We start from the raw sequence: 23,114 nt of genomic DNA on the forward strand, positions 1-23,114 counted from the left end.
TATGTTTTTTATGTTGATTGATCATAACTGGCCCGGCGCGGGTTTGATGATGATTTCGTCGACATTGGCACCTGTGCTCATCCTGTAAATATTGATCACTGCGGATGCGATGTCTTCGGGCAGCACCATGGTATTCGGGTCAACTACCGCGTCCTTCCACGAATCCGTTAACGTTGATCCGGGTATTACGGCGGTAACTTTTACACCATGCTCCTGCATCTCGAGCCTCATTACTCTTGTTAGACCTAACAGCGCGTATTTTGTTACACTGTAACTTCCGGCCTGTACAACCGGGTTTATAGCCGCTACCGAACATATATTAAAGAAGTGCCCCTTTTTTGCCGAAGCCATTTTTTTACCGAAAAAACGGTACAGTTCATAAGCGGGCATCAGGTTGGTATGAAGCTGAACATTCAAGGTTTCGTCGGTATCATCCAAAATGCTTGATGGAATAAATGTGCCCAGGTTGTTTACCACCACATCAATAAAACCAAACTCAGCTTCGGCAGCGGCGGCAAAATTCAGCAACTCTGCTTTGTTGCCGCCATCGGCTTTCATGGCAAAAACCTTCACCCCGGCATCTGCCTCCTCCAGTTCATCTTTAAAATTTAATAATTCTTTCTCATTCCGAGAACAAATTGCCACGTTTAATCCTTCATTAGCAAAAGCAATTGCAATTGAGCGGCCCATGCCTTTGGTTGATCCGGTAATGAGTACGTTTTTCATATGTTTTTGTCGATTTTTATTTTTTATGATTGAAGCTTTGTGCCCGCAATTTACGTAAGCGTTGTAATTACCATACTTACAAAATTGAATTTAAATGACTTGTTTTAATTGCTGACTATTTAGGCTTAAAGGTAAAAAAACGTATTTTTAACCGATTTTTATACAATTAGATGTTTCACAGCTTAGGAAAATATATACTTCTGCTACGTTTAAGTTTCAAAAAGCCCGAAAAGTTCAGTGTGTATTGGAGCGAAATCATGCGTGAAATGGTTTCGGTGGGTATCGGCTCATTGGGCATCGTTGCTATTATTTCGCTTTTTATCGGCGCGGTAGCTACTATTCAAACCGCTTTCCAGCTCATCAGCGATTTTATCCCGAAAACAGTAGTAGGCGGCATCACCCGCGATTCGACGATCTTAGAGTTTAGCCCAACAATTACGGCATTGGTACTGGCCGGTCGTGTAGGTTCGGCAATGGCCTCGCAAATTGGCACCATGCGCGTTACCGAGCAGATAGACGCTTTGGAAATTATGGGTGTAAACGCCCCCGGCTACCTGATCTCGCCAAAAATTATCGCCGGTGTTACCATGATTCCATTATTGGTTATCATATCGGTGTGTTTGGGTTTAACGGGCGGCTATATCGCCTGCGCGGCATCGCAGGATGTATCAACAAATGATTACCTGCGCGGCCTTACCGACGGCTTTAACCCCGTTATTGCTACCGTATGCTGTGTAAAGGCGGTATCTTTCGGCTTTGTAATAACATCCATCTGCTCGTACCAGGGCTTTTATGTTAACGGCGGATCGCTTGAGGTTGGCCAGTCGGCAACACGCGGAGTGGTGTGGAGCTGTATCATGATCCTATTTTGCGACCTTATCATTTCACGCCTCCTATTATGATCGAAGTTCAAGACGTATATAAAACCTTCGGAGAGAACGAAGTATTAAAAGGTATCACCGCCAATTTTCAACCGGGAAAAACCAACCTGATCATCGGCGGGTCCGGCTCGGGCAAAACCACTTTGCTTAAGTGCATTGTTGGCTTGCATGAACCCACTAAAGGCGAAGTGATTTTAGATGGTGAAAATTTCACCCATATGAACTTCGAACAACGTGTACCTATCCGCACACAAATCGGCATGCTGTTTCAAAACTCAGCCCTGTTTGATTCGATGACGGTGGAGCAAAATATCATGTTCCCGCTTAACCTGTTTACCGATCAATCCAAATCAGAAAAACTTGACCGTGCCAACTTTTGCCTGGAGCGGGTTAACCTTGCGGGCAAAAATAAATTATACCCCTCAGAATTATCAGGCGGGATGAAAAAACGCGTGGGCATAGCCCGCGCCATTTCCATGCAGCCCAAGTATTTGTTTGTGGACGAGCCAAACTCGGGCCTCGATCCGCTAACTTCCATCCTCATCGATGAACTGATTGCCGAACTTACCCAGGAATACAGCATCACCACCGTAGTGGTAACCCACGATATGAACTCGGTAATGGGCATAGGCGATCATATCATTTTCCTGTACCAGGGCAAAAAATGGTGGGAAGGATCAAATAAAGAAATAGCTAAAACGGATAACAAGGAGCTTAACGACTTTGTATTTGCCAGCCCTTTTATGCGCGCTGCGAAAGAGAAGTTGTAGAGGAGTCCGGAAGCCGGAGGTCCGAAAGTCCGGAAGTAAGAAGGTTTAGCCAGTATCAGAAAGTCCGTAATAAATGTATTAGATTTGCACAATTAATTAACATTGGAGTATACGGCTTTGAATATCATCTTCCGGACCTCCGACTTACGGACTTTCGGACCACAAAAAAATGATCCAACTACTTACCCCAACGCACTGGAAAGATTACGAGCTGATTGATTGCGGCGATTTTGAAAAACTGGAACGCTTTGGTAATACGATATTGATCCGCCCGGAGCCGCAGGCCGTTTGGAACAAAACCTTGCCTGCTTCCGAGTGGCAGCGCCTTCATCACATCAGGTTTAAGGGCCGTTCGGCTACTACCGGCGAGTGGCTGAAGAAAGATCAGAAAACGCCGGATCGCTGGCATATCGAATATAAAAACAAAGAGGCAGCTATCAAATTCAGGCTGGGCTTAACTTCGTTTAAGCATGTTGGTATTTTCCCCGAGCAGGCCGTAAACTGGGATTACATCAGCCAAAATGTAAAACGCTTTAAAACGCCCGAGCCTAAAGTACTTAACCTTTTTGCCTATACCGGCGGAGCCTCACTGATAGCCCGTGCGGCGGGTGCCGATACCACACACGTTGATTCGATAAAACAAGTGGTTACCTGGGCCAATGAAAACCAGGAAATCTCCGGCTTAAAAGATATCCGCTGGGTGGTTGAAGATGCCCTGAAGTTTGTGAAACGCGAGTTGAAGCGCGGCAAAAAATATAATGGCATCATCCTCGATCCTCCGGCTTACGGCAACGGCCCTAACGGCGAGAAATGGAAACTGGAAGATAACATTACCGAAATGATGCGTGATGTGACCCAGCTTTTAGACCCCGAAGAGCACTTCCTGATCCTGAACACCTACTCGCTCGGCTTCTCGTCGGTGATAGTTGAAAACCTCATCAAAAGCTCGTTCCCGCAGGTACAAAACCTCGAGATCGGGGAACTTTACCTGCAGGCTACAGCGGGCCCGAAATTACCCCTCGGAGTTTTTGGAAAGTTTCATAAAATTAAAAGTAATTAACTTTCAATATCTATCTTTGGCGCAAACCATACCCGCAATTGCCGGTTTTACCTGCTGAAATAGTTATTAACGCACCTTATATACACCTGCATTTACTGAACACTAAAAACAATGAAATTAAAAACGCTCGTACTCTCGGCAGCATTCACCGCGTCGCTGGGTTTATTATTCAACAGCTGCTCGCAAAATGGCGGCGACAAAAAAACTGATGGTAAAAAAACGGCCGCCGGAGCCAAAAGCGATTCCGCACAGACCGAAGCTGCGGATACCCTGAGCGTAAAAAAATCCAACTATCCCCCTATCGATAAAAAGCTGTACGATTCGTTAATGAAGTTTAACGCGCATGGCGATACCACCGGCAGGTGGCCCGTAAAAAATACGCCTTACCCTATTGGCGGCGCTATTTTACCTTTTAAACGCGTGGTTGCTTACTATGGTAACCTATACTCGAAAAAGATGGGCATTTTGGGCGAATTGCCGCCAAACGAAATGCTGGCCAAACTTAAAGGCGAAGTGAAACACTGGGAAAAGGCAGACCCTAAAACCCCGGTTCAGCCTGCGCTGCACTACATCGCGGTAGTGGCCCAGGGCGATGGCGGTAAAGATGGCAAGTTCCGTTACCGGATGCCTTTTAAACAGATTGACAGCGTATTGGTGTTAGCTAAAAAAGCACACGCCATTGTGTTTTTAGATGTGCAGGTAGCATTAAGCAACATTCGCGCTGAGTTACCGCTGCTTGAAAAATACCTGGAAATGCCGCAGGTACACTTTGGTATGGACCCCGAGTTTTCGATGAAAGACGGAACCCACCCGGGCAAAAAAATCGGCACCTACGATGCTGACGACATTAACTATGTGTCAGACTACCTGACCAAAATAGTTAAGAAAAACGGCCTGCCGCCAAAAATCCTGGTAGTACACCGCTTTACTAAAAAAATGGTGACCAACTACAAAAACATCAAACTGCATCCTGAAGTGCAGTTGGTGATGAATATGGACGGCTGGGGCGAACCAGATCTGAAAACAGGTACTTACCGCTATTTCATTAACCAGGAACCGGTACAGTTTACAGGCTTCAAATTGTTTTACAAAAACGATATCAAAAAAGCCCCTCACCACATGTTAACACCGGAAGAGGTTTTATCAAGATATAAACCATACCCGATTTACATTCAGTATCAATAAGACTTGGGTCTTAAGTCTGAAGTCTTTAGCCGAAAGTCCCTGGCAGGTAATATTATTATTTGTCGGGGACTTTTACTTTTAAAACGATATACTTGACTTAGTACTTGAGACTAAAGACTTAGAACTTCAGACTAAGGACTTCGAACTAAGGACTTAAAACTAAAGACTTCGAACTTATGATAAAATGGGGAATAATAGGTTGCGGACGCATAGCGCAAAGGTTTATGGAGGGCTTTGCTGCCGTTGCCGATGTTGAACTGGTTGCCTCCTACTCACGCAGGCCCGAAACTGTTGACGCGTTTGTAACCCGATATGGCGGTAAAGCATGCCGCAGCGTTGAGGAACTGCTGGCCGCCGATATTGACGCTGTTTATATAGCCACCCTGCCTGATAGCCATGCGGCTTACAGCATTGCCGCCTTGAAAGCGGGCAAACATGTACTTTGCGAAAAACCTGTTACCGTAAACCTTGCCGAACTGGATGAAGTGCTGATTGTTGCCAAACAAACGGGTTTACTGTTTATGGAAGGCATGAAACCGCCATTCTATCCCCTGTACGCCAGACTAAAGGATTATTTGCTTATCGACCCGATCGGGCCTATCGGGTATGTGCGTGCCGGATCGGCCGTTGCTGATTGCCCGCCCGATCATCCTAATTTTAATTTCGGCCTGGTTGGTGGGAGCCTGATGCAGATAGCCATTTACGAAGCGTTTTTAGCGCTCGATTGGCTGGGCCCCATGCAGCAGATCCAAACCATGGGCCGCTTTGGCGAGACGGGGATCGATATGTTCGCCATTTTTCAAACCCTGCACCAGAACGGTTATGCGCAATTGTATTGCGGCTTTGACCTGCATGGTAAAGGTGACGCGCTTATAGCAGGCAGTTTGGGCCATGTAACCATCCATAAAAACTGGTGGAACCCGGCCAAGGCCACCATCAGTTACCTTGATGGCCGAACCGTAGTTTTAGACGAGCCGTTTACAGCAGGCGGCCTCAATTACGAGATCATCCATTTTTGTGATTTGATTAAACAGGGAAAAACTGAAAGCCCTATCCTACCCCATGAGTTATCAAGGCAGATGATAGGGATGATTGACCAGGCACGTGCGCAGATTGGGTTGAGATTTCCGTCTGAATCAGAATTTACAGAATTTTAGAATTAACAGAATATTGTTTGAACCTAAATTTTGGGGTAATTATTAGAATTCATCAAATTCGCCCGGCGTTCTGTTAATTCCTAATTTGATAAATTCCGGTTTAAACAAAATCAAAATCATCAAAAGCGAAAATCGGTGAAATCAAAAAAAATCGGTGTAATCCCTCAAAATAAAAATCCGAAATCCCAACTCCCAAATACGAAATTAAATTAAAACTTATTCGAGTTGAGCACCGGGTTTTGGCTCGCGTTTACCTGGTAGGTGTAAATAGCGTTTTGTTCATCAACCTCCACTATCCGGTACCCTTTGTAATCGGTGCCCCAGTTACCGCCAATATGCGAATCAAAAAAGTGCGGTAATTTACCGGTATAACGCACACCATCAAGCAGGTGATCGTGCCCGTGAAATACCGCCTTCACATTTGGATAAGCATGCAGCAGGTTTATGGTTTCCGGGCAATCCACAAAAACATCGTTCTTTGCCCAGTTGATGGGCGGGATATGTAAAACCACAAACACTATCTTTTTGTCTGCAAATTTATCAAGAGAGGCTTTGATAAAAGCATTGTTGGGGCAAACGTAGGTACCCCTGGTGTCGGCCGTATTGGCCAGTACAAAAGCGATATCACCAAACTCAACCGTGTATTTATCTTCATAGCCAAAGGCATTTTTCCAGACGTCGGCATTGGCAAAATCGTGGTTGCCCGGTATGGTGTGATAAGGCACATTTAATTTATCAAGATACTTGGTTTTGATTTCGGGCAGCAAATCGGGGCGGTTGTGTACCAGGTCGCCGTTTACAATCACAAAATCGAGTTTGTTTTTTTGATGGTCTTCATTAAGCCATTTCACAATGTTGCCGGTGTTGAGGGCAAAATCGGTATCAGGCTGGCCATAGTGAATATCAGAAGCAAGGGCAAACCTCAGTTTCAGCTTTTTATCGGTGATGCGGCTGTAATGATTGCTTTCGGCGGCAAAAGTATTTACTGCCGGTAAAAGGCTCAAAGCAGCAACGCCGGTTAAGGCGGTTCCGATAAAATCACGACGGGTACTCATAGCTGTTGTTTTGCAATAAAGATACCTTGTGGATGTTAATTGAGGGTTAAGAAAAGACATAAACTGAAGTTTGCTCTTCGGGTTTCTTAATACCAGCAATACACTTAAGGCCTTAACGAGTCGGCAATCAGCAATGTTGTTTTCATGGTTTATTTAATAAAACAAAGGCCCCCAATTTACATTGGGAGGCCTTCATTTATAACGATTATGGATCATTTGCAGATTGATCAAACGCTATTGATGATTTACTTCATTTTAAAAATTAGGAGGGGTAGACGCAACAGGGAAATAAAGATTATTATTAGCCAATACAGTATAAGTATATGACAAAATACCATGACTGCCTGTTGGAGTGGTGCCGCCACCATGGTCGCCATGCGATGAGGACACAGGCGAAATGTTTATAAAGTTAAACCCTAATGAGTAATTATTTGTACCTGCTGTTGCGTTGTATGTAGTATTACTTGTTGTTGTTCCGTTAGGATTTATAGTAGATTCTGTACGTACAGCGGTCTGTTGTACAATAACACCCATATCGCTTGTTATGGCTAATGGCTGGGTACAGGCCGCATCCTGGTAAAATTTGATGGTTAAAGTCGCGCTCTTCTCTATCTCGAAACCGGTGTTGGTTGTTTGCAGGTTGCTGTATTCCAATCTTACATAAGTAACCGGGCTACAAGTACCACCGGCATTAGCGTTAGCCTGGCCATTGGCATTAACATCGGCCACCGCTTTCGCGTTAGCATCGGCAACACTTATTAAGCTGGAATACCTCTTTGCAGGCACTATATATCGTACGGTTGTACCTGTTGAGCCTAAACCGCAATTATTTCTTGTAAAATCGCCAAACTGCGCTTCGTTATACAATATTAATTTACAAGTTGTATTAGCATTAGCCGCGTTTTGACCGTTAGCATTTATCTCGGCTATAGCCTTAGCATTGGCATCGGCAACAGATATGGTAGAAGAATACTTATTTTTAGCTACTGTGTAAGTATATGGATCTGATGCATAACCTGCCCCGCAGGTGGTATTATTAAATGTACGGGATTGGGCATCATTGTAAAATATGGTTGGTGCGGTAACCTTTCCATTTACAGTTATTGTTGTACTAACTCTGTATTGATCATCCTGGGAGCCGTTAACATCGTTATTTTTTGTAAATGTGAATGTAATAAAAACCGTTTGCGCCGAAGTTGATGAGTTTACAAATTTGTATTTAAATGTTGTTGGGCTTAACGAAAATTTATCATAATAAGTAACGCCCCCATCAGCTGTTACAGTAACCGGTGAGCCCGGTGGCGTTACCACCGCCGAAGTAAGAATGATGAAATACCCGATACTGCTTTCGCCTGTCGCTTTAAACGTTACATCGTCTCCAGAATTGATAGTTGCGGAAGTGGGGCTTATTCCCTGGGCATTAACTGAAAAGCAATACATCATAATGATGCTGCATAGTAAAAAAATTTTTTTCATGTAAATGTGATTTTTATGTTTAGAATTTACAGCAGCAAGGTAGGTGGGTAATGTTAATATAACCACTTATTTGATGTTATTAAATCTTAAACTTAAGCCCATGATGAAGTATCTTTTGATATTTGAATATTTAACTGTTTGTGTGTAGGACGCGCCTATAAAATTGTTGTTATACTTAAAAGAGTTAAACAAATCATAACCCTGTAACCAAATTGTTCCGTACTTTTTAAATACATTACGTTTTAAAGCCCCGTTCACAGATAAAGAAGTAGTAGTGCTGATGCTGTGATTATAATTTATTAGCGGATAAAGCTCGAGCTGAAATTTAAACGCCGTAAATGAAAATTTATCAGAGTAGGTAAGCGTAAGCATATTGATGCTTGATGACTCATAAAGGTATCTACTGTAACTGGTGGCAAACGTGGGCGTTACTGATAGTATGTTTTTGATAATCTCTTTTCCGGTTGTTAAAGCTTGATTGATGGTTACGCCACTATTTAAATTAAGCTTACTATTAACAATTGTAGGTTGCTCTATGTACGAAAAGTTACCACTATAGTTCAAATAAATTTTATCGGATATATTTTTAACTACAGAAAAGCCTGCTGTGGCAGCCTTAGCGTTACCCAGGTTGGTGTCATAAACGCTTTGCGGCGTATTGGGCGAATAATTGATCACCTGCCCAAACTTATTACTATACGCATCAAAACCGGCGGTTAAATTAAAGCTTTCAGTACCCGATTTATTTATATTATAATCAAATCTGATGCTGTTTTTCAATTCCGGTTTAATGCCGGGGTTACCCGAGATTTGCGATATCAGGTCAAAGGAATTATTAATATTAATCAGCTGAGCGGGTACCGGGTAATTGGTTACTTTTTTGTAACTGATACTGTAACTTTTTTTATTATCAATCTTGTAATCAACTTTAGCATCAGCATTGATATTAAGAACTGTAAAACGCTGAACGTTACCCATCGTCGAAGCATGTCTAATATTAAACAAAGCTTGCAATGAACCGTCGAAGGCGAATCTCTTTAGCATTTTCTGAAGCTTTATGCCGGTTTGTATGTATTGGTTAGTTATAGCAACAGGAGGAGTATTCTGTATATTTTTCAGACTATCGCTAATAATGTTGGGATGGTAATCAATTTCATCATTTCTATACTTAGCAAACATGTTGATATATGCCTCGGTACCTAACGGCTCGGTAAAGGCGGTGCTGATGTTAAATGTATTTTGACCCGAATTTCTGTCGCCCTTAACAAAATAAGCTTTCGTGAGCTGCCCGGTTAAATTATAAACACTGTCTGATTCGTTATTTTCAATACTTATATGTTGCCTGCTTATTGCAATGTTCCATGAACGACCCGCTTTAGCAAATTTGTGCGTGTATGACAGTTCTGACAGTGATGTATTATTAACGATATTTTGCGATCTGTTTAAGTTCGAAACTGTATTTATCTCGCCAACATTGATTTGATAATTTGAAAGATCGGTTTGGGTGGTTTTAATGTGATTATTGGTTTGGATAAATGTTAGAGTGTTTAATGAATCTATCTTGTAATTCAAAATCAGCCTGGCTTCTGGCATTCCGATCTGCCTGGTCTTTGATTGATTGATTATTTTTGAAAACTGGTTTGTGTTTTCCTCCTGCCGTTCAACATCCGAAAGGTAATCTCTGTGATCAATTTTCCCCCTTGCCGAAAAGCTGATCTCCAATTTTTTCGAAAGTATATTCCTGTATGAAAATTTTGCGTTATGGGTGATGGAATTATTACCGTTAGCCGAAAAACTGATCAACGGTTCAACGGCAGGTAGTTCGGATATATTAATATTGTTAGTATTAAAGCCAAAAGAGATCTGCTCTTTATTTTTATAAGTATACATATCAGAGCCAATAAGATACCGCTTTGCCGTGCCCATACCGGTACTGGCATTACCAAAAGCCCCTTTGTTATATTTTTCTTTCAGTTTAAGATTAATCCTGATAGTGGGATCCTGAGTGGTGGTATTGGTTTGGTCATCTATATTGGTTTCAACAACTTCTATCTTATCCAATACAAGAGCAGGCAGCAACTGGTAAATGTCCATGTTTTTTTTACCAAAAAAATCACCGCCGTTAACCATGATATCAGATACATGCCTGCCATTAAAATAAAGTTCTCCTTTGCTATCTTTATAAAATCCCCTTGTTGAAAACAGATCGTCGATCATTACTGATCGTTCAAACTTCTCATTCGAAAGATCAATCTTTGTGGTATCGCGATAACGCCTTTTGGCATTAATCTTAATGTCCTGCAGCTGGATATTATGCCTTATTAAATCAAAAACCCCTAACAAATGATTTGCCGCATTTATAGGAGGCAGTGTTTTTACCCACAGGTCATCAAAATTTAAACTGTGAATTACAATGTGATCTCCCTGTTTATAATAGTCCGGAGGGATGCCAAAATATCCTAAGCTATCACTAGCGGTGCTATACACAATGGCATCACGGTTATAAAGCTTGATAATTACGTTACATAAACCTATACTGGTTTCTTTATCTCTTACACGCCCTCTAACATTTATATTTTGGGCAAATGCGTTGTTGCAAAATATCGATATAGAAATTAATATGACACCGTAGATTTTAGCCATATTAAAATAAGAGCACTTGTAATTTTAAGGCTAAGAGAAAATATCTTCTCATAAAAATCTTAGCTTAAGATAAAATTCATCCTTTATAGTGAGTGTTTTGTAACAAAGCAATTATAGTTTAATTACAAAAACTTAACAGAATATGTCAGGCGTTTACCGTTTGGAGATGGGTAAGCGCCATTTGTTTTAAATGATCGATGTTATTTACCGGCACGTTCATTTCTTTGGCCATATCATCCCAGTAGCGTAGCCTTACAATCAGTTCAGCATCGGGGTTAAGCTCAAAATCAGCTGCTTCATCTGCACTCATTACGCCCCCCTGAAATTCAAGCGTGGCTTTGCTGGCTTCCGAAAGGCGGTTATAATATTCAGGATATTTATAGGTAAGGTACCTTTTGGCAATAACATGTCCCTGCACCAGGTTGGCAACCCTTTCTGAAAACCCGCGTTCAAGCAAATAATCGGCGCCCAGGCGCTCATGATCAACGTTGCCCATGCCGTCCATGCTCCCGGCTTCCTCGGCATCAGCACACAGGTGGCCGATATCATGAAAAAAAGCCGCCAGTATAACCTCTTCATCATAGCCTTCGGCTTCGGCCAATGCCGCGGCCTGCGACATGTGCTCCAACTGCGAAACCGGTTCGCCTATATAGTCGGCATCACCAAATCGCTCATATAATGAAAAAACTTCCTCTACTACTGCTTTCGGGTTATACTGTGCCATGATTGTAAAAATTTAGATGCAAATAAAAAGGATACCTGTTATGAAAATATTAAATGTTTATGAAATATACCTGCTGTTCTTAGTTTCGGCTGTTTTAAAAACCTGGCTTTACCGTACAATAAATAATTAAGCCTTACGTCATTATGTTAAAAAAAATGTTAAAAGAAACAGCCGGGCTATGCTCAACGTGAACCCGGGATAATCCGGCCCGCAAAAAATCATTTTGGATAAATACCCTTATTAATTACTTTGCGCATCAATAACCTGCTATACACTATATATAATGGAAGAAGATATACTGATACAGATCAGTAACCGGATTAAAGAACGCCGCCGCGAAAAAAACATCACCGTACAGGAACTTGCCGTAAGAGCCAACGTAAGTAAAGGCCTGATCTCGCAAATTGAAAACAGCCGCACTATTCCTTCGCTTATCGTTCTGATCGATATTATCAAAGCGCTTGAGATAGATCTGAACGAATTTTTTAAAGATATCCGCTCAAAAACCGATGAACCACCAATCCTGATCAAGCGCAAGCATGAGTACGAGCATTTTGAAAAAGAACACGCTACCGGTTTTCACTATCAGCGCATTTTCACGCAATCAATAACTCAAAGTACGGTTGATATAGTTATTCTCGAACTGGAGCCCGATGCCACCCGCCCGATGGTAGAAACAGAGGCTTTCGAATATAAATACATCCTCAGCGGCCAGATCGCCTATCATTTTAACGATGATATCATCATCCTGAACCAGGGCGACAGCATGCTGTTTGACGGCCGTATCTCCCACACCCCAAAAAACACCGGCGATACCAAGGCCAGCATGCTGGTGATCTATTTTTTTGAGGAGAAGAAATAGGTAAGTCAAAAGTTGTAAGTCTTTTGAAATTGGACTTAAAACTTTTGACTTGCTATTTTGAACTTAAAACTTCTTCTTCACACAACCTTAACACTAATTTAGTTCAATTTTAATAAAAAAAGTTTAGTATTGCTAAACAATTACATTCTTTTTATGAGCATTAAATTAGTGGTATTTGATATAGCCGGCACTACGGTAAAAGACGATCATGAGGTAAGCAAAGCCTTCCGGGCAGCTATGCAATTATCTGGTTACGACGTTGAATTAGCTAAAATAGACCCTTTAATGGGTTACGAAAAAACATTAGCCATCCGCAAGATGCTGGCCGAGCATGAGCCGGACACGGCTAAAATTACCGACGAACTGGTAAACACCATCCATAAAGAATTTGTACAGCAAATGATAAAATTTTACCGGTTTGAGCCGGGCATTGAAGCCCTACCCAATGTGGAGGAAACATTTGCTAAACTACACGGGCAAGGTGTAAAAGTAGGTATCAATACCGGCTTTTCGCGCGATATTGCCGATACTATTGTTACCCGCCTGCAATGGCGCGAAAAAGGGCTGATTGATTATGTAGTTGGTTCGGACGAGGTTGAATTGGGTCGTCCACATCCGTTCATGATCCGTAAAATGATGCAGGAGGCAGGCATTACCGATGCCCTTGAGGTTGCCAAAATTGGCGACACCGAGGTTGACGTGCGCGAAGGCCAGAACGCGGGCTGCAAATACTCGATAGGTATCACCACCGGAATTTTTACACGCGATGAACTGGCCGGCTATGATCCAACCCATATTATTGACGATATTGCACAGGTAATTGACATTATAAATCAATAAGCAACATGAGGCTGATTGACGGTTTGCGTGCTAAAGTTGCCACATGGCCTTACGCGCTGGTTTCAGTTTTAGCGGCCGTTTCGGCATTTGGCACCTACACCTGCATGTATGCCTTCAGAAAGGCTTTCGCGGCGGGTACGTATACCGGTCACCAGTTTTTTCATATAGATTATAAGGTTTGGCTGGTGATAGCCCAGGTAATAGGTTATATGGCCAGCAAGTTTTACGGCATTAAATTTATTGCCGAAGTAAACAGCAAAACCAGGGCTCGTTACATTTTAACACTAATAGGCATTGCGTGGCTGGCGCTGCTTGCCTTTGCCTTTGTACCTGCCCCGTGGGGCGTTATATGCCTGTTTATTAACGGCTTTCCGTTAGGGCTGATCTGGGGCCTGGTTTTCGGGTACCTGGAAGGCCGCCGCTCAACCGAGTTTATGGCATCGGTACTTTCCATCAGTTTAATCTTCGCATCGGGCTTTGTAAAAACCAAGGGCAAAAACCTGATAGATGTATTTCATGTAAATGAGTACTTTATGCCTTTTTTAACAGGGGCGTTGTTTGCGTTGCCACTGATATTTTTTGTGGGATGCATGGAACTAATCCCCCCTCCCACCCCCGAAGATATCAGTTTACGCGCCGAACGCACCCCCATGAACGCTGCCGAGCGCAGGCAGTTTGTGGTACGCTTTTTACCGGGCATCATACTTACACTCATTGTTTATGTGCTGCTAACCATCATGCGCGATGTACGTGATAACTTTGAAGTAGAGATCTGGGCCAGCCTGGGGGTTAAAGACAACAGCGTTTTCACTACTACCGATATTAAAATTTCGCTGGTAGTATTGGTGGCGATGAGTTTACTGATCCTGGTACGCAAAAACCTGCGGGCCTTCAGCATTATCCATTTAATGATCATCGGCGGTTGCGTGCTGGTGGGTGTATCAACCACCATGTTCGGGATGAAAATGATGGATCCCACCTCCTGGATGACCTGCGTTGGCCTTGGCCTGTACATGGGTTATGTGCCTTACAACGCTATATTTTTTGAGCGCATGATCGCCTCGTTTCACTATAAAAGCAACGTTGGTTTCATTATGTACATAGCCGATTCGATGGGGTACCTGGGCAGTGTAAGTGTGCTCCTGGTAAAAGAACTTGGCCGGCCATCAATTAGCTGGGGCGCCTTTTTCCAGGAGGGCGTAATGGTTGTGGCCCTGGTAGGCAGTATCGGCGGTGTGCTGTCGCTGATCTATTTTTTACAAAGCGCGGCCCGTGATAAAAAAAAGTTAATTGAACAGAATGACGGCGGCAGCGATGGGATAAGCTTCGGGGTAATAAGTCCGCAGTCATAAGTTGCAAATAATAAGTCTGTAGTTCTGAGTCAAAAACATCATTATATAAAAACGATATTAATGAGCGATAATACTAATAAAAGCGCCCCCTCCGGGAGGCAGGGGGGCCATGCCATCATTATAGGCGCTGGTATAGTAGGTTTAGCTACTGCCCGCGCTTTGGCCGTTCGTGGCTACAAGGTAACCGTGTTTGAGCGTAACGAGCGCGCGGTGGGGGCCTCTATCCGCAACTTCGGGATGGTTTGGCCTATAGGCCAGGCTACAGGGCCCATGTTTGAACGTGCCATGCTTTCAAAAAGCATCTGGAAAACCATATGTACCGAGGCAAATATCTGGCATAATGAAGTAGGCTCGCTGCACCTTGCTTACCATGATGATGAGTTGCAGGCGATACAGGAATATGTTGATGTAAACCACATGCACCGCGATTGCGCGGTACTTGATCCGGCGGCGGCGCTAAGCAAATCACCGGCTATTAATACAAATGGTTTAAAAGGCGCTTTATGGAGCGGCGAGGAAATGATTGTTGAATCGCGTGTGGCCATCGGGCAGGTGGCTGCTTATCTTGCCGAAAAATTCGGCGTTGAATTTCATTGGAACACGGCCATCAGCCGCATCGAACACCCCAAAGTAAGTTCAGGCGCCAAAAGCTGGGAGGCCGATGAAATTTACGTTTGCAGCGGCGCCGATTTTGAAACCCTTTATCCAGAATTATTTGCCCAAACGCAGATTACTAAATGTAAATTGCAGATGATGCGTTTGGTTAGCCAGCCTGACGGATGGCGTATAGGACCGTCATTATGCGGCGGCTTATCCATGATCCATTATCCGGGCTTTCAGGCGGCGGCCTCGTTACCCGCGCTGCGCAAACGGTATGAAGAGCAGTATGCCACGCACCTTAAATGGGGCATTCACGTCATGGTTTCGCAAAACGGCAGCGGCGAACTAACCATCGGCGATTCGCACGAGTACGGGTTGGTTCATGATCCTTTCGATAAAGAATTTATTAATAATTTGATAATTGAATACTTACATACCTTCGCCAATTTTAAAGACTGGAAAATGCTGCAATCATGGCACGGCATCTACCCTAAAATGACCAACGGCGCTTACGAACTGGTTACAGATGTTGAACCCGGCGTAACGCTGATTAACGGCATGGGCGGCAACGGCATGACATTGTCGTTTGGTTTGTGCGAACAGGTGATTGCAGCGAGGAAGGATAATTAAATTCGGGATCATAGTTCATGGATCATGGTTCATCGCAGATAATTGTAATTTATCATTAACCATAATCTATGAACTATCAACCATGATCTACGATCCATCAGCTATGATCCATGAACTATGAACCATGAACAAAATACACCTCAAATAATATGTCTGATTCAAGGAGAGACTTTTTAAAAAAAGCGGCATTATTAACCGGCGCGGCCGGCCTTGCCAGTATTTTACCCGAATCAATTCAAAAGGCGATGGCCATTAACCCGGCGCCGGGCAGCACTTACCTGGATGCCGAGCACATCGTGATCCTGATGCAGGAAAACCGCTCGTTTGATCATACCTACGGCATGCTGAAAGGTGTACGCGGTTATAACGACCCCCGCGTTATCGATCTGCCAAACAAAAACAAGGTATGGCTGCAATCAAACAAAAAAGGGGAAACCTACGCGCCTTTCCATCTGGATATAAAAAATACCAAAGCCACCTGGATGAGTTCGTTGCCGCACTCATGGAGCAACCAGGTTAATGCCCGTAACGACGGTAAGTTTGACCAGTGGCTTAATGTAAAAAAGAACAGTATTAAAGAATACTCGAACATGCCCCTTACCCTGGGCTTCCATAACCGCGAGGATATTCCGTTTTACTATGCTTTAGCTGATGCCTTTACCGTTTGCGATCAAAACTTTTGCTCATCGTTAACAGGCACCAACCCCAACAGGCTCTATTTCTGGAGCGGCACCATCCGTGCCGAGCAGCACGAAAACTCCTTAGCCCACGTTTGGAATGACGACATGGATTATGGCACCCTGAACTGGGCCACCTTCCCCGAGCGCCTGGAAGACCATAACATTTCGTGGAAGCACTACCAGAACGAAGTTGCCATAGATACCGGGCTGGAGGGCGAAGAAGACCCCTGGCTATCAAACTTCCAGGATAACCCGCTGGAGTTTTTCGGGCAGTATAATATTAAGCTGTATGATAAGTACATCGCTAACCTGCAAAAAAAATCGGCTAAACTGCCTGAAGAAATAGCAGCGCTCGAAAAACAGATAGCGGCCCTGCCCGCAGGCGACGCCCATATCGATCACCTGCAAAAACAACTGAAACAAAAGCAGCGCGACCTGGAACAAATCAAAAAAGATTTGGGTGCTGTTGACGTTAACAAATTTGCCAGCCTGTCGCAGCGCGAAAAAAACCTGCACCAAAAAGGCTTTGTAACCAACACCAACGATCCGCATTACCGCGCATTAACACCGTTGAAATATAACGACGATGGTACCGAGCGCGAGGTACTTGTACCCAAAGGCGATGTATTGCACCAGTTCCGTGCCGACGTAAAAAACGGCGAACTGCCAACCGTAAGCTGGATTTCTGCTCCTGAGCATTTTTCAGACCACCCGAGTTCGGCCTGGTATGGCGCCTGGTATGTATCCGAAGTAATGGATATCCTTACCCAGAACCCGGAGGTATGGAAAAAAACAATATTTATTTTAGCTTATGACGAAAACGACGGCTATTTTGACCATGTGCCGCCGTTTTCGGCCCCTAATCCGCATAAACCAGGTACCGGCAAGGTTTCTGAAGGTATTGATGCCAGCGTGGAATTTGTGACCTCAGAGCAGGCAAAAGCACGCAACAACTTCCCCGAGGTATTTGATCGTGAAAGCCCTATCGGTTTAGGGTTCCGCGTACCGTTGGTGATCGCCTCGCCATGGAGCCGCGGCGGCTGGGTAAACTCAGAAGTGTTTGATCATACCTCAACACTTCAATTTCTGGAGAAATTTTTGAGCCATAAAACAGGCAAAAAAGTAACTGAGCCTAACATCAGCGAATGGCGCCGTACCGTTTGCGGCGATCTATCAAGCGTTTTCCGCCCATATAACGGCGAAAAGATAGAAAACCCTGAATTTGTACCCCGCGAAGCATTTTTAGAGAGCATCCATAAAGCCCAGTTTAAAAAACTGCCTTCAGATTATAAGCTGCTTACCGCAGACGAGATCGCGCAGATCAACCTGGATCCGCATTCATCCCCATACATGCCTCAACAGGAAAAAGGCATCAAGCAGTCATCAGCTTTGGCTTACGAGCTTTACGCGGATGGTAAACTGAGCGCCGATAAAAAATCGTTCGAGGTTAAGTTTACTGCCGGCAATAAGGCATTTGGAGCAAAAGCATTAGGTTCGCCATTCAACGTATATGCACCCGGTAAATACGCCACCCTGGCCGATGCGCAAAAAATGGAACCGCTGCGCACCTGGGCTTACACCGCCAAAGCCGGTGATACATTAGCCGATGTTTGGCCGCTGCATGAGTTTGAAAACAGCGAATACCACCTGCGCACCTACGGCCCTAACGGCTTTTACCGCGAATACCGGGGTAACGCTGCCGACCCAATGCTTGACATCAACTGCGAATACGAACAGGTTGCGGGCAAGCTTACAGGTAACGCGTTGTTGAAGATCACAAACAACAGCGCCAAAGCTTATAACGTAGTTTTGAAAGATCATGGATACAAAGCTGCCGATCGCAAATTAACGGTAGATGCTAAAAATAGTGCCGTACATCTTGTAGATTTAAGTAAAAACCATAACTGGTATGATTTCGGTATTCAGGTTGAAGGAGCCGATAGGTTTGAAAGGCGCTTTGCAGGCCGGGTTGAAACCGGCAAACATGGCTATACCGATCCGTTAATGGGTAAAGCTGTCTGAAGGCAGATTGTCTGAATCAGAATTTACAGAATTTTAGAATTTGCAGAATAAGAGAAAGCCGGGCTTTGAGTCCGGCTTTTTTATTTTGGAGGAAAGAGGATATACAGTTTGAGTTATCTGAACTCGAATTTTAAGGAATTTTGAAAATTTATAGAATTGGATTTCCCTGTCCTTCTGCTCGTTTTTAAATTCTAAAAATTCGGGTTTAGGCAATTTTTCAAACTATTTATCCAACACTACCCACCTGTTCACCGTATTATTGGCACCTTCAATAGCTACTTTATAAAATTTTGATGGCATGTTTTTAACGTCAACCAATACATGCTCATTAGTTACCGGTACGGTAGCCAGTAATTTATATTCATCGGCCTTGCCTTCTTTATAAGCATTATCGGCAGCAACCCAGATCTTCACCTCACCTTTGGCATCCAAGGCTTTCCAGCTGATATCCAGCGAACCCTGAACATAGTTGGCCATAGGTTCGGCAACTGATACCGCACCAATCAGTGAGATCCCATCCATTTCCCGTTGTTGCGCCACGGGCACTTTTACATTCAGAAAAGTGTTGATTGATGGCGTGATATCCACAATACCCGGCGTGTAGTATTTAGCATAATTGTTTAGCGGACGGTAGCTGGTTACCATCCAGGTTGAACGCTGGCGGGTACTTTGGCCGCCGTGGTCTTTACCGTTGGCCTCGCTGCGACCATGATCAGTGGTGATGAAAATCAGCCAGTCTTCTTTAAAATGCTGTTTACGGTATTGTATTGCGGCCCAGATGCGGCCAACCTGCGCGTCCATTTTCTCTATGGCGTCATAATATTGCGGACTATCGCCATATCTGTGCCCCATGTCATCGGTATATTCCAGGTAAACCCACGACAGGTCGGGCGCTTTGGTTTTGATACATTCGGCTGCCGAATTTACAACCTGCTCGTCAATCAGGTGCATGTAATTGCTTGCTTTATCGTGCGGAAATTTTACGGTATCCAGTTCATAGCCATCATAAGCATAATCGGGGTGGATGTTTCCGGCTTCGGGCAGTTTATCGCCTATCAGCTTGGTGCGGTTATCTGTCCAGCTGCTGAATACAGCTGTTTTTTTGTCAGGATAAGCGTTTTTAAACATCCTGAATATATTCCAGTAATTATAGTTAGGGGCTTTGATATCATTTCCCCAAACGTTATGCTTGTTAACCCAGGTGGCCGTAAGCAGGCTGTTGTAGCCATTGGCCGATATAGTGGGCGTTTGCGAATAGCCGCCTTTTTCGCCACCCACATGGGCGCGGAGATAAGTACCCTGCTTAGCTATAGCCTTAAGGTTGGGGGTATTCAGTTTTTCGATCACATCGGCGGGGATACCATCGGCAATGATAAAAACAGCTTTGCGGGTTTGCGCCTTCATGTTTAAGCCCGCCAGCATCAACAGGCAGAAAACAGCAGTTGTAAATAGTTTTTGCATCGATTTAAAATAGAATGTTAAGTGCCGCTAAACTACATGTAAACAAATAGCGTAGGGTTAAAAAATTGTTATGATTTAATTTGCTTTATTTTTATTGAGATGTAGCATAAGTATCTGATCCACCGTAATGGCTGTAATAAACCTGACAATCATGATGCGTAAACTTACTCTATTTCTTCTTTTTGCCACCGCCATCACGGCCTGCAAAAAAAGTGGTAACAACCCCGATAACAAAGACAAAGGAAAAGACCTTGTACTTACCGCAACCGAACAACAGCAAATTGGTCCGGGAAATGCTTTTACGCTCAACTTGTTTAAAGCAAACGCCATTGTGATCAGCAATGATAAAAATCTTGTTATTTCACCCTTAAGCGTAAGCTTCGCCTTAGGTATGACCGGCAACGGCGCCAGTGGCCAAACGCTTGCCGGGATCCGCAAAACCATGGAGTTTGACGGTTTTACCGAAGATGAGGTAAACGCCTATCACCATAACCTGGTTACCAACCTGCCCCTGCTTGATCCGAATACCACAATAAAAATAGCCAATTCCATCTGGTATGCCAACAGCTATACCGTGTTGCCTGCCTTTTTAAAAACCAATACCGATTTTTATAACGCCGAGGTACAATCGCTCAATTTTAATGATAAAACCGCATCGTTAAATACCATTAACAATTGGGTAAGCCAGCAAACCAACAACAAGATCCCGAAAATACTTGACCAGATGCCGGACGGGGCCAGGATGTTTTTGATTAACGCCATTTATTTTAAAAGCAGCTGGAAAACGCGTTTTGACGCGAAACAAACTTATAAGGCTCCCTTTGCCCTTGCGGATAACATTACTGTACAGGCCAATTTCATGACGGCCAGGCCGGTAGAATTAAAAAAAGCGTACGACAATGGCACCAATGTGGTTGAATTGCCCTACAGCAATGATAAATACGGCATGGTATTAGTAATGCCCGACGGCGATTTGAAAACCTATATCAACACCCTCAACCCAACCAAATGGAACTTACTGATGGGCAAACTTACCGCTGCCAAAGCGGATATTACCATCCCGAAATTTAAATTCAGCTATGATATCACACTGAATGATATGTTAAAATCGATGGGCATGAGCGTGGCCTTCAGCGACCTGGCTGATTTTTCCCGTATTAATGCGGGCGGCGGATTAAAGATCAGTGAGGTGAAGCACAAAGCTTATATTGACGTTAATGAAGACGGTACAGAAGCCGCCGCGGTAACAGAAGTTGGCATGGTAGCAACAGCCGCGCCGCCTACCAATGTTTTTAACAAGCCGTTCATTTTTGCTATCAGGGAAATGAAAACAGGTTTGATTTTATTTGCCGGGATAGTAAATAACCCTACGTTGAGCGACTGAGGCTGTCACTCCATCAACGGAATGGCGCGAAATGCTAAGCACTCCGCCATCAAAGCCCTGCAGATAATTTGAAAATTGTTGTGCGGCTTATTTGAATACCACAAAAAAACGGCGTTAAAAACCCCGGCGTTAAAAACGCCGGGGTTCATCAATTTAACGTGAGTTGTGATTTATATAAATTGCTCAACCACCTGCTGCAACTGCCTGGCCTGTACCACACCACTTTGCCGCCATTTACTTTCGCCTTTTTTAAATACCATGAGGGTGGGCACGCTTTGTATGCGATAAGCGCTTGCCGCCGCCGGGTTTTTGTCGACGTCTATTTTAATGATCTTCACTTTATCGCCCAGGGCGTTCTTTACATCGTGCAGTATGGGCGGCATCATTTTACAAGGTCCGCACCACTCGGCCGAAAAATCGACCAGCACCGGGATCTCTGAAGCTATTATTTCCTGGAAATTTGCCATGATATCTATCTTGATTTTTTTTGATTAATGAATTGTGCCGAAGCCTTTTAAACCACGGCTTCGCATTGCTGCTTAATATCAAAATTAACCATTAAATTAGGTAAAAGTTTATCAGCAACCGGGTGCATATGGTAATATGACATTCAGGCTATCAATTAACTCAAAAACCGATATAACCCATGATCCATTTGAAACAATTGGCTTATTTGTGCCTGGTTATCCTCCTTTTGCCAGCCACCGGCTTAGCCCAGGAGACCGTTATTCCGCTTTGGCCAAACGGCGCGCCTGGTTTTGAAAACCGCCGCGATGAACCCGAGCAGGCTAAAGATTACTGGGTTAAAAATATTCATAACCCATCGCTCACGGTATTTTTACCACCGCGCGATAAGGCTAACGGCGCGGCTGTGGTGGTGTGTCCGGGCGGAGGCCATAGGTTGCTGGTTTATAACGCCGAAGGTGTAGCCCCGGCCAGGTACCTCAATAATTTAGGGGTTACTGTTTTTGTGTTAAAATATCGTTTGGGCCGCGACTCGACATCGCCGTATAAAATTGACGTGCATGCCAAACAGGATGGCTACCGGGCTATGCGCTTAGTACGCAGCCTGGCCGCCCGCTACAGTTTAGATACTAACCGGATAGGGATGATGGGCTTTTCGGCCGGTGGCGAGGTGGTGGATCTGGTTGCTTATGGCGAGGGCAAAGGCGATCCAAAAGGTGCCGACCCGGTTGACAGGCTAAACTCCCGGCCAGATTTCCTGATCCAGATCTATCCGGGCCCGCTTTATATCCCCGACAGTTTGCCGGCCGCCGCACCGCCTGTATTTTTGCTGGCCGCTGATGATGATACCTGCTGCTCACCCTCTGTAATAAAACTCCTGGAGCGTTACCGTGAAGCAAAGATCCCTGTAGAACTGCACCTTTACGCTAAGGGCGACCATGGTTTTAATATGGGCGACCGATCCCAGCTAAAAACAATTAGTTCGTGGTCGCAACGCATGGCCGATTGGCTGGAAGATAACAATTACCTGCACCCGGCCCCGACAAAAAGGATGAAGGTGCATTAGTCAAAGATGCATTTGGTGAGTAATAATCTGTTTCGAGGTTATTAGCTATCCTGATAAATGCTTTATAGCGGTAGT

Annotated in this window: 19 protein-coding genes; 12 read left to right on the forward strand and 7 right to left on the reverse strand. The window is 44.1% G+C overall.

Annotated elements, in window-relative coordinates; translation table 11 throughout:
* Positions 1-21: 21 nt before the first annotated feature.
* Positions 22-726, reverse strand: a complete 705-nt coding sequence (locus tag LX99_RS19735; protein WP_109609399.1) for an SDR family oxidoreductase — start codon at positions 724-726, stop codon at positions 22-24.
* Between the two features lie 170 nt (positions 727-896).
* Between LX99_RS19735 and LX99_RS19740 the strand changes: the two genes are divergently transcribed.
* The 5 genes from LX99_RS19740 to LX99_RS19760 all read left to right on the forward strand — a co-directional run bounded on the left by LX99_RS19740 (position 897) and on the right by LX99_RS19760 (position 5,779).
* Complete coding sequence (locus tag LX99_RS19740; RefSeq protein ID WP_022833296.1) at positions 897-1,628, forward strand: MlaE family ABC transporter permease; 732 nt, start codon at positions 897-899, stop codon at positions 1,626-1,628.
* Positions 1,625-2,377 carry an ABC transporter ATP-binding protein gene (locus LX99_RS19745; protein WP_109609400.1) on the forward strand — a complete coding sequence of 251 codons (753 nt, stop codon included), beginning with the start codon at positions 1,625-1,627 and terminating at the stop codon, positions 2,375-2,377. The genes LX99_RS19740 and LX99_RS19745 overlap by 4 nt, the downstream gene beginning before the upstream one ends.
* Before the next feature lie 169 nt (positions 2,378-2,546).
* Positions 2,547-3,437 (forward strand): class I SAM-dependent methyltransferase, encoded by an 891-nt coding sequence (locus LX99_RS19750; protein ID WP_022833298.1) that lies wholly within the window; start codon positions 2,547-2,549, stop codon positions 3,435-3,437.
* 111 nt (positions 3,438-3,548) lie between these two features.
* A complete protein-coding gene (locus LX99_RS19755; protein WP_031267297.1) occupies positions 3,549-4,622 on the forward strand; it encodes a hypothetical protein in 1,074 nt (357 codons plus the stop codon).
* 176 nt (positions 4,623-4,798) lie between these two features.
* Positions 4,799-5,779, forward strand: a complete 981-nt coding sequence (locus LX99_RS19760) for a Gfo/Idh/MocA family protein (protein ID WP_109609401.1) — start codon at positions 4,799-4,801, stop codon at positions 5,777-5,779.
* Positions 5,780-5,988: 209 nt separating this feature from the next.
* Here the strand turns inward: LX99_RS19760 and LX99_RS19765 are convergent, their stop codons facing one another.
* The 4 genes from LX99_RS19765 to LX99_RS19780 form a co-directional block, all read right to left on the reverse strand.
* Positions 5,989-6,834: a metallophosphoesterase family protein gene (locus LX99_RS19765; protein WP_109609402.1), complete on the reverse strand. Its 846-nt coding sequence runs from the start codon at positions 6,832-6,834 to the stop codon at positions 5,989-5,991.
* A gap of 255 nt (positions 6,835-7,089) precedes the next feature.
* Complete coding sequence (locus LX99_RS19770) at positions 7,090-8,310, reverse strand: DUF5977 domain-containing protein (protein WP_146203171.1); 1,221 nt, start codon at positions 8,308-8,310, stop codon at positions 7,090-7,092.
* 66 nt (positions 8,311-8,376) lie between these two features.
* Entirely contained in the window at positions 8,377-10,953 is a 2,577-nt protein-coding gene (locus LX99_RS19775) for an outer membrane beta-barrel protein (RefSeq protein WP_109609404.1), read from the reverse strand.
* 145 nt (positions 10,954-11,098) lie between these two features.
* The gene (locus tag LX99_RS19780) at positions 11,099-11,677 is read right to left on the reverse strand and encodes a phosphonate degradation HD-domain oxygenase (protein WP_109609405.1); all 579 of its coding nucleotides are present in this window, start codon (positions 11,675-11,677) and stop codon (positions 11,099-11,101) included.
* A 283-nt stretch (positions 11,678-11,960) separates the two neighbouring features.
* Here LX99_RS19780 and LX99_RS19785 point away from each other — a divergent pair, with 283 nt between their 5' ends.
* From LX99_RS19785 to LX99_RS19805, 5 genes are all read left to right on the forward strand, one after another.
* Complete coding sequence (locus LX99_RS19785; RefSeq protein WP_109609406.1) at positions 11,961-12,539, forward strand: helix-turn-helix domain-containing protein; 579 nt, start codon at positions 11,961-11,963, stop codon at positions 12,537-12,539.
* A gap of 153 nt (positions 12,540-12,692) precedes the next feature.
* Entirely contained in the window at positions 12,693-13,379 is a 687-nt protein-coding gene (locus LX99_RS19790; RefSeq protein WP_022830032.1) for an HAD-IA family hydrolase, read from the forward strand.
* Between the two features lie 5 nt (positions 13,380-13,384).
* The gene (locus LX99_RS19795) at positions 13,385-14,731 is read left to right on the forward strand and encodes a DUF5690 family protein (protein ID WP_211319060.1); all 1,347 of its coding nucleotides are present in this window, start codon (positions 13,385-13,387) and stop codon (positions 14,729-14,731) included.
* Between the two features lie 60 nt (positions 14,732-14,791).
* Entirely contained in the window at positions 14,792-15,961 is a 1,170-nt protein-coding gene (locus LX99_RS19800; RefSeq protein WP_109609407.1) for a TIGR03364 family FAD-dependent oxidoreductase, read from the forward strand.
* Positions 15,962-16,110: 149 nt separating this feature from the next.
* Positions 16,111-18,663 carry a phosphocholine-specific phospholipase C gene (locus LX99_RS19805; RefSeq protein WP_109609408.1) on the forward strand — a complete coding sequence of 851 codons (2,553 nt, stop codon included), beginning with the start codon at positions 16,111-16,113 and terminating at the stop codon, positions 18,661-18,663.
* A gap of 222 nt (positions 18,664-18,885) precedes the next feature.
* Here the strand turns inward: LX99_RS19805 and LX99_RS19810 are convergent, their stop codons facing one another.
* Entirely contained in the window at positions 18,886-20,124 is a 1,239-nt protein-coding gene (locus tag LX99_RS19810) for an alkaline phosphatase family protein (RefSeq protein ID WP_109609409.1), read from the reverse strand.
* 151 nt (positions 20,125-20,275) lie between these two features.
* On the opposite strand from LX99_RS19810, the gene LX99_RS19815 reads away from it, so the two are divergent.
* Positions 20,276-21,508, forward strand: coding sequence for a serpin family protein (locus LX99_RS19815; RefSeq protein WP_109609473.1), 1,233 nt, complete (start codon positions 20,276-20,278; stop codon positions 21,506-21,508).
* Between the two features lie 170 nt (positions 21,509-21,678).
* On the opposite strand, the gene trxA is transcribed toward LX99_RS19815, so the two are convergent.
* Entirely contained in the window at positions 21,679-21,975 is a 297-nt protein-coding gene (trxA, locus tag LX99_RS19820) for a thioredoxin (protein ID WP_022832633.1), read from the reverse strand.
* 179 nt (positions 21,976-22,154) lie between these two features.
* Here trxA and LX99_RS19825 point away from each other — a divergent pair, with 179 nt between their 5' ends.
* Positions 22,155-23,039 carry an alpha/beta hydrolase gene (locus LX99_RS19825; protein ID WP_109609410.1) on the forward strand — a complete coding sequence of 295 codons (885 nt, stop codon included), beginning with the start codon at positions 22,155-22,157 and terminating at the stop codon, positions 23,037-23,039.
* Positions 23,040-23,114: the final 75 nt, after the last annotated feature.

The sequence above is a fragment of the Mucilaginibacter oryzae genome (genome assembly GCF_003148845.1).
Lineage (GTDB): Bacteria > Bacteroidota > Bacteroidia > Sphingobacteriales > Sphingobacteriaceae > Mucilaginibacter > Mucilaginibacter oryzae.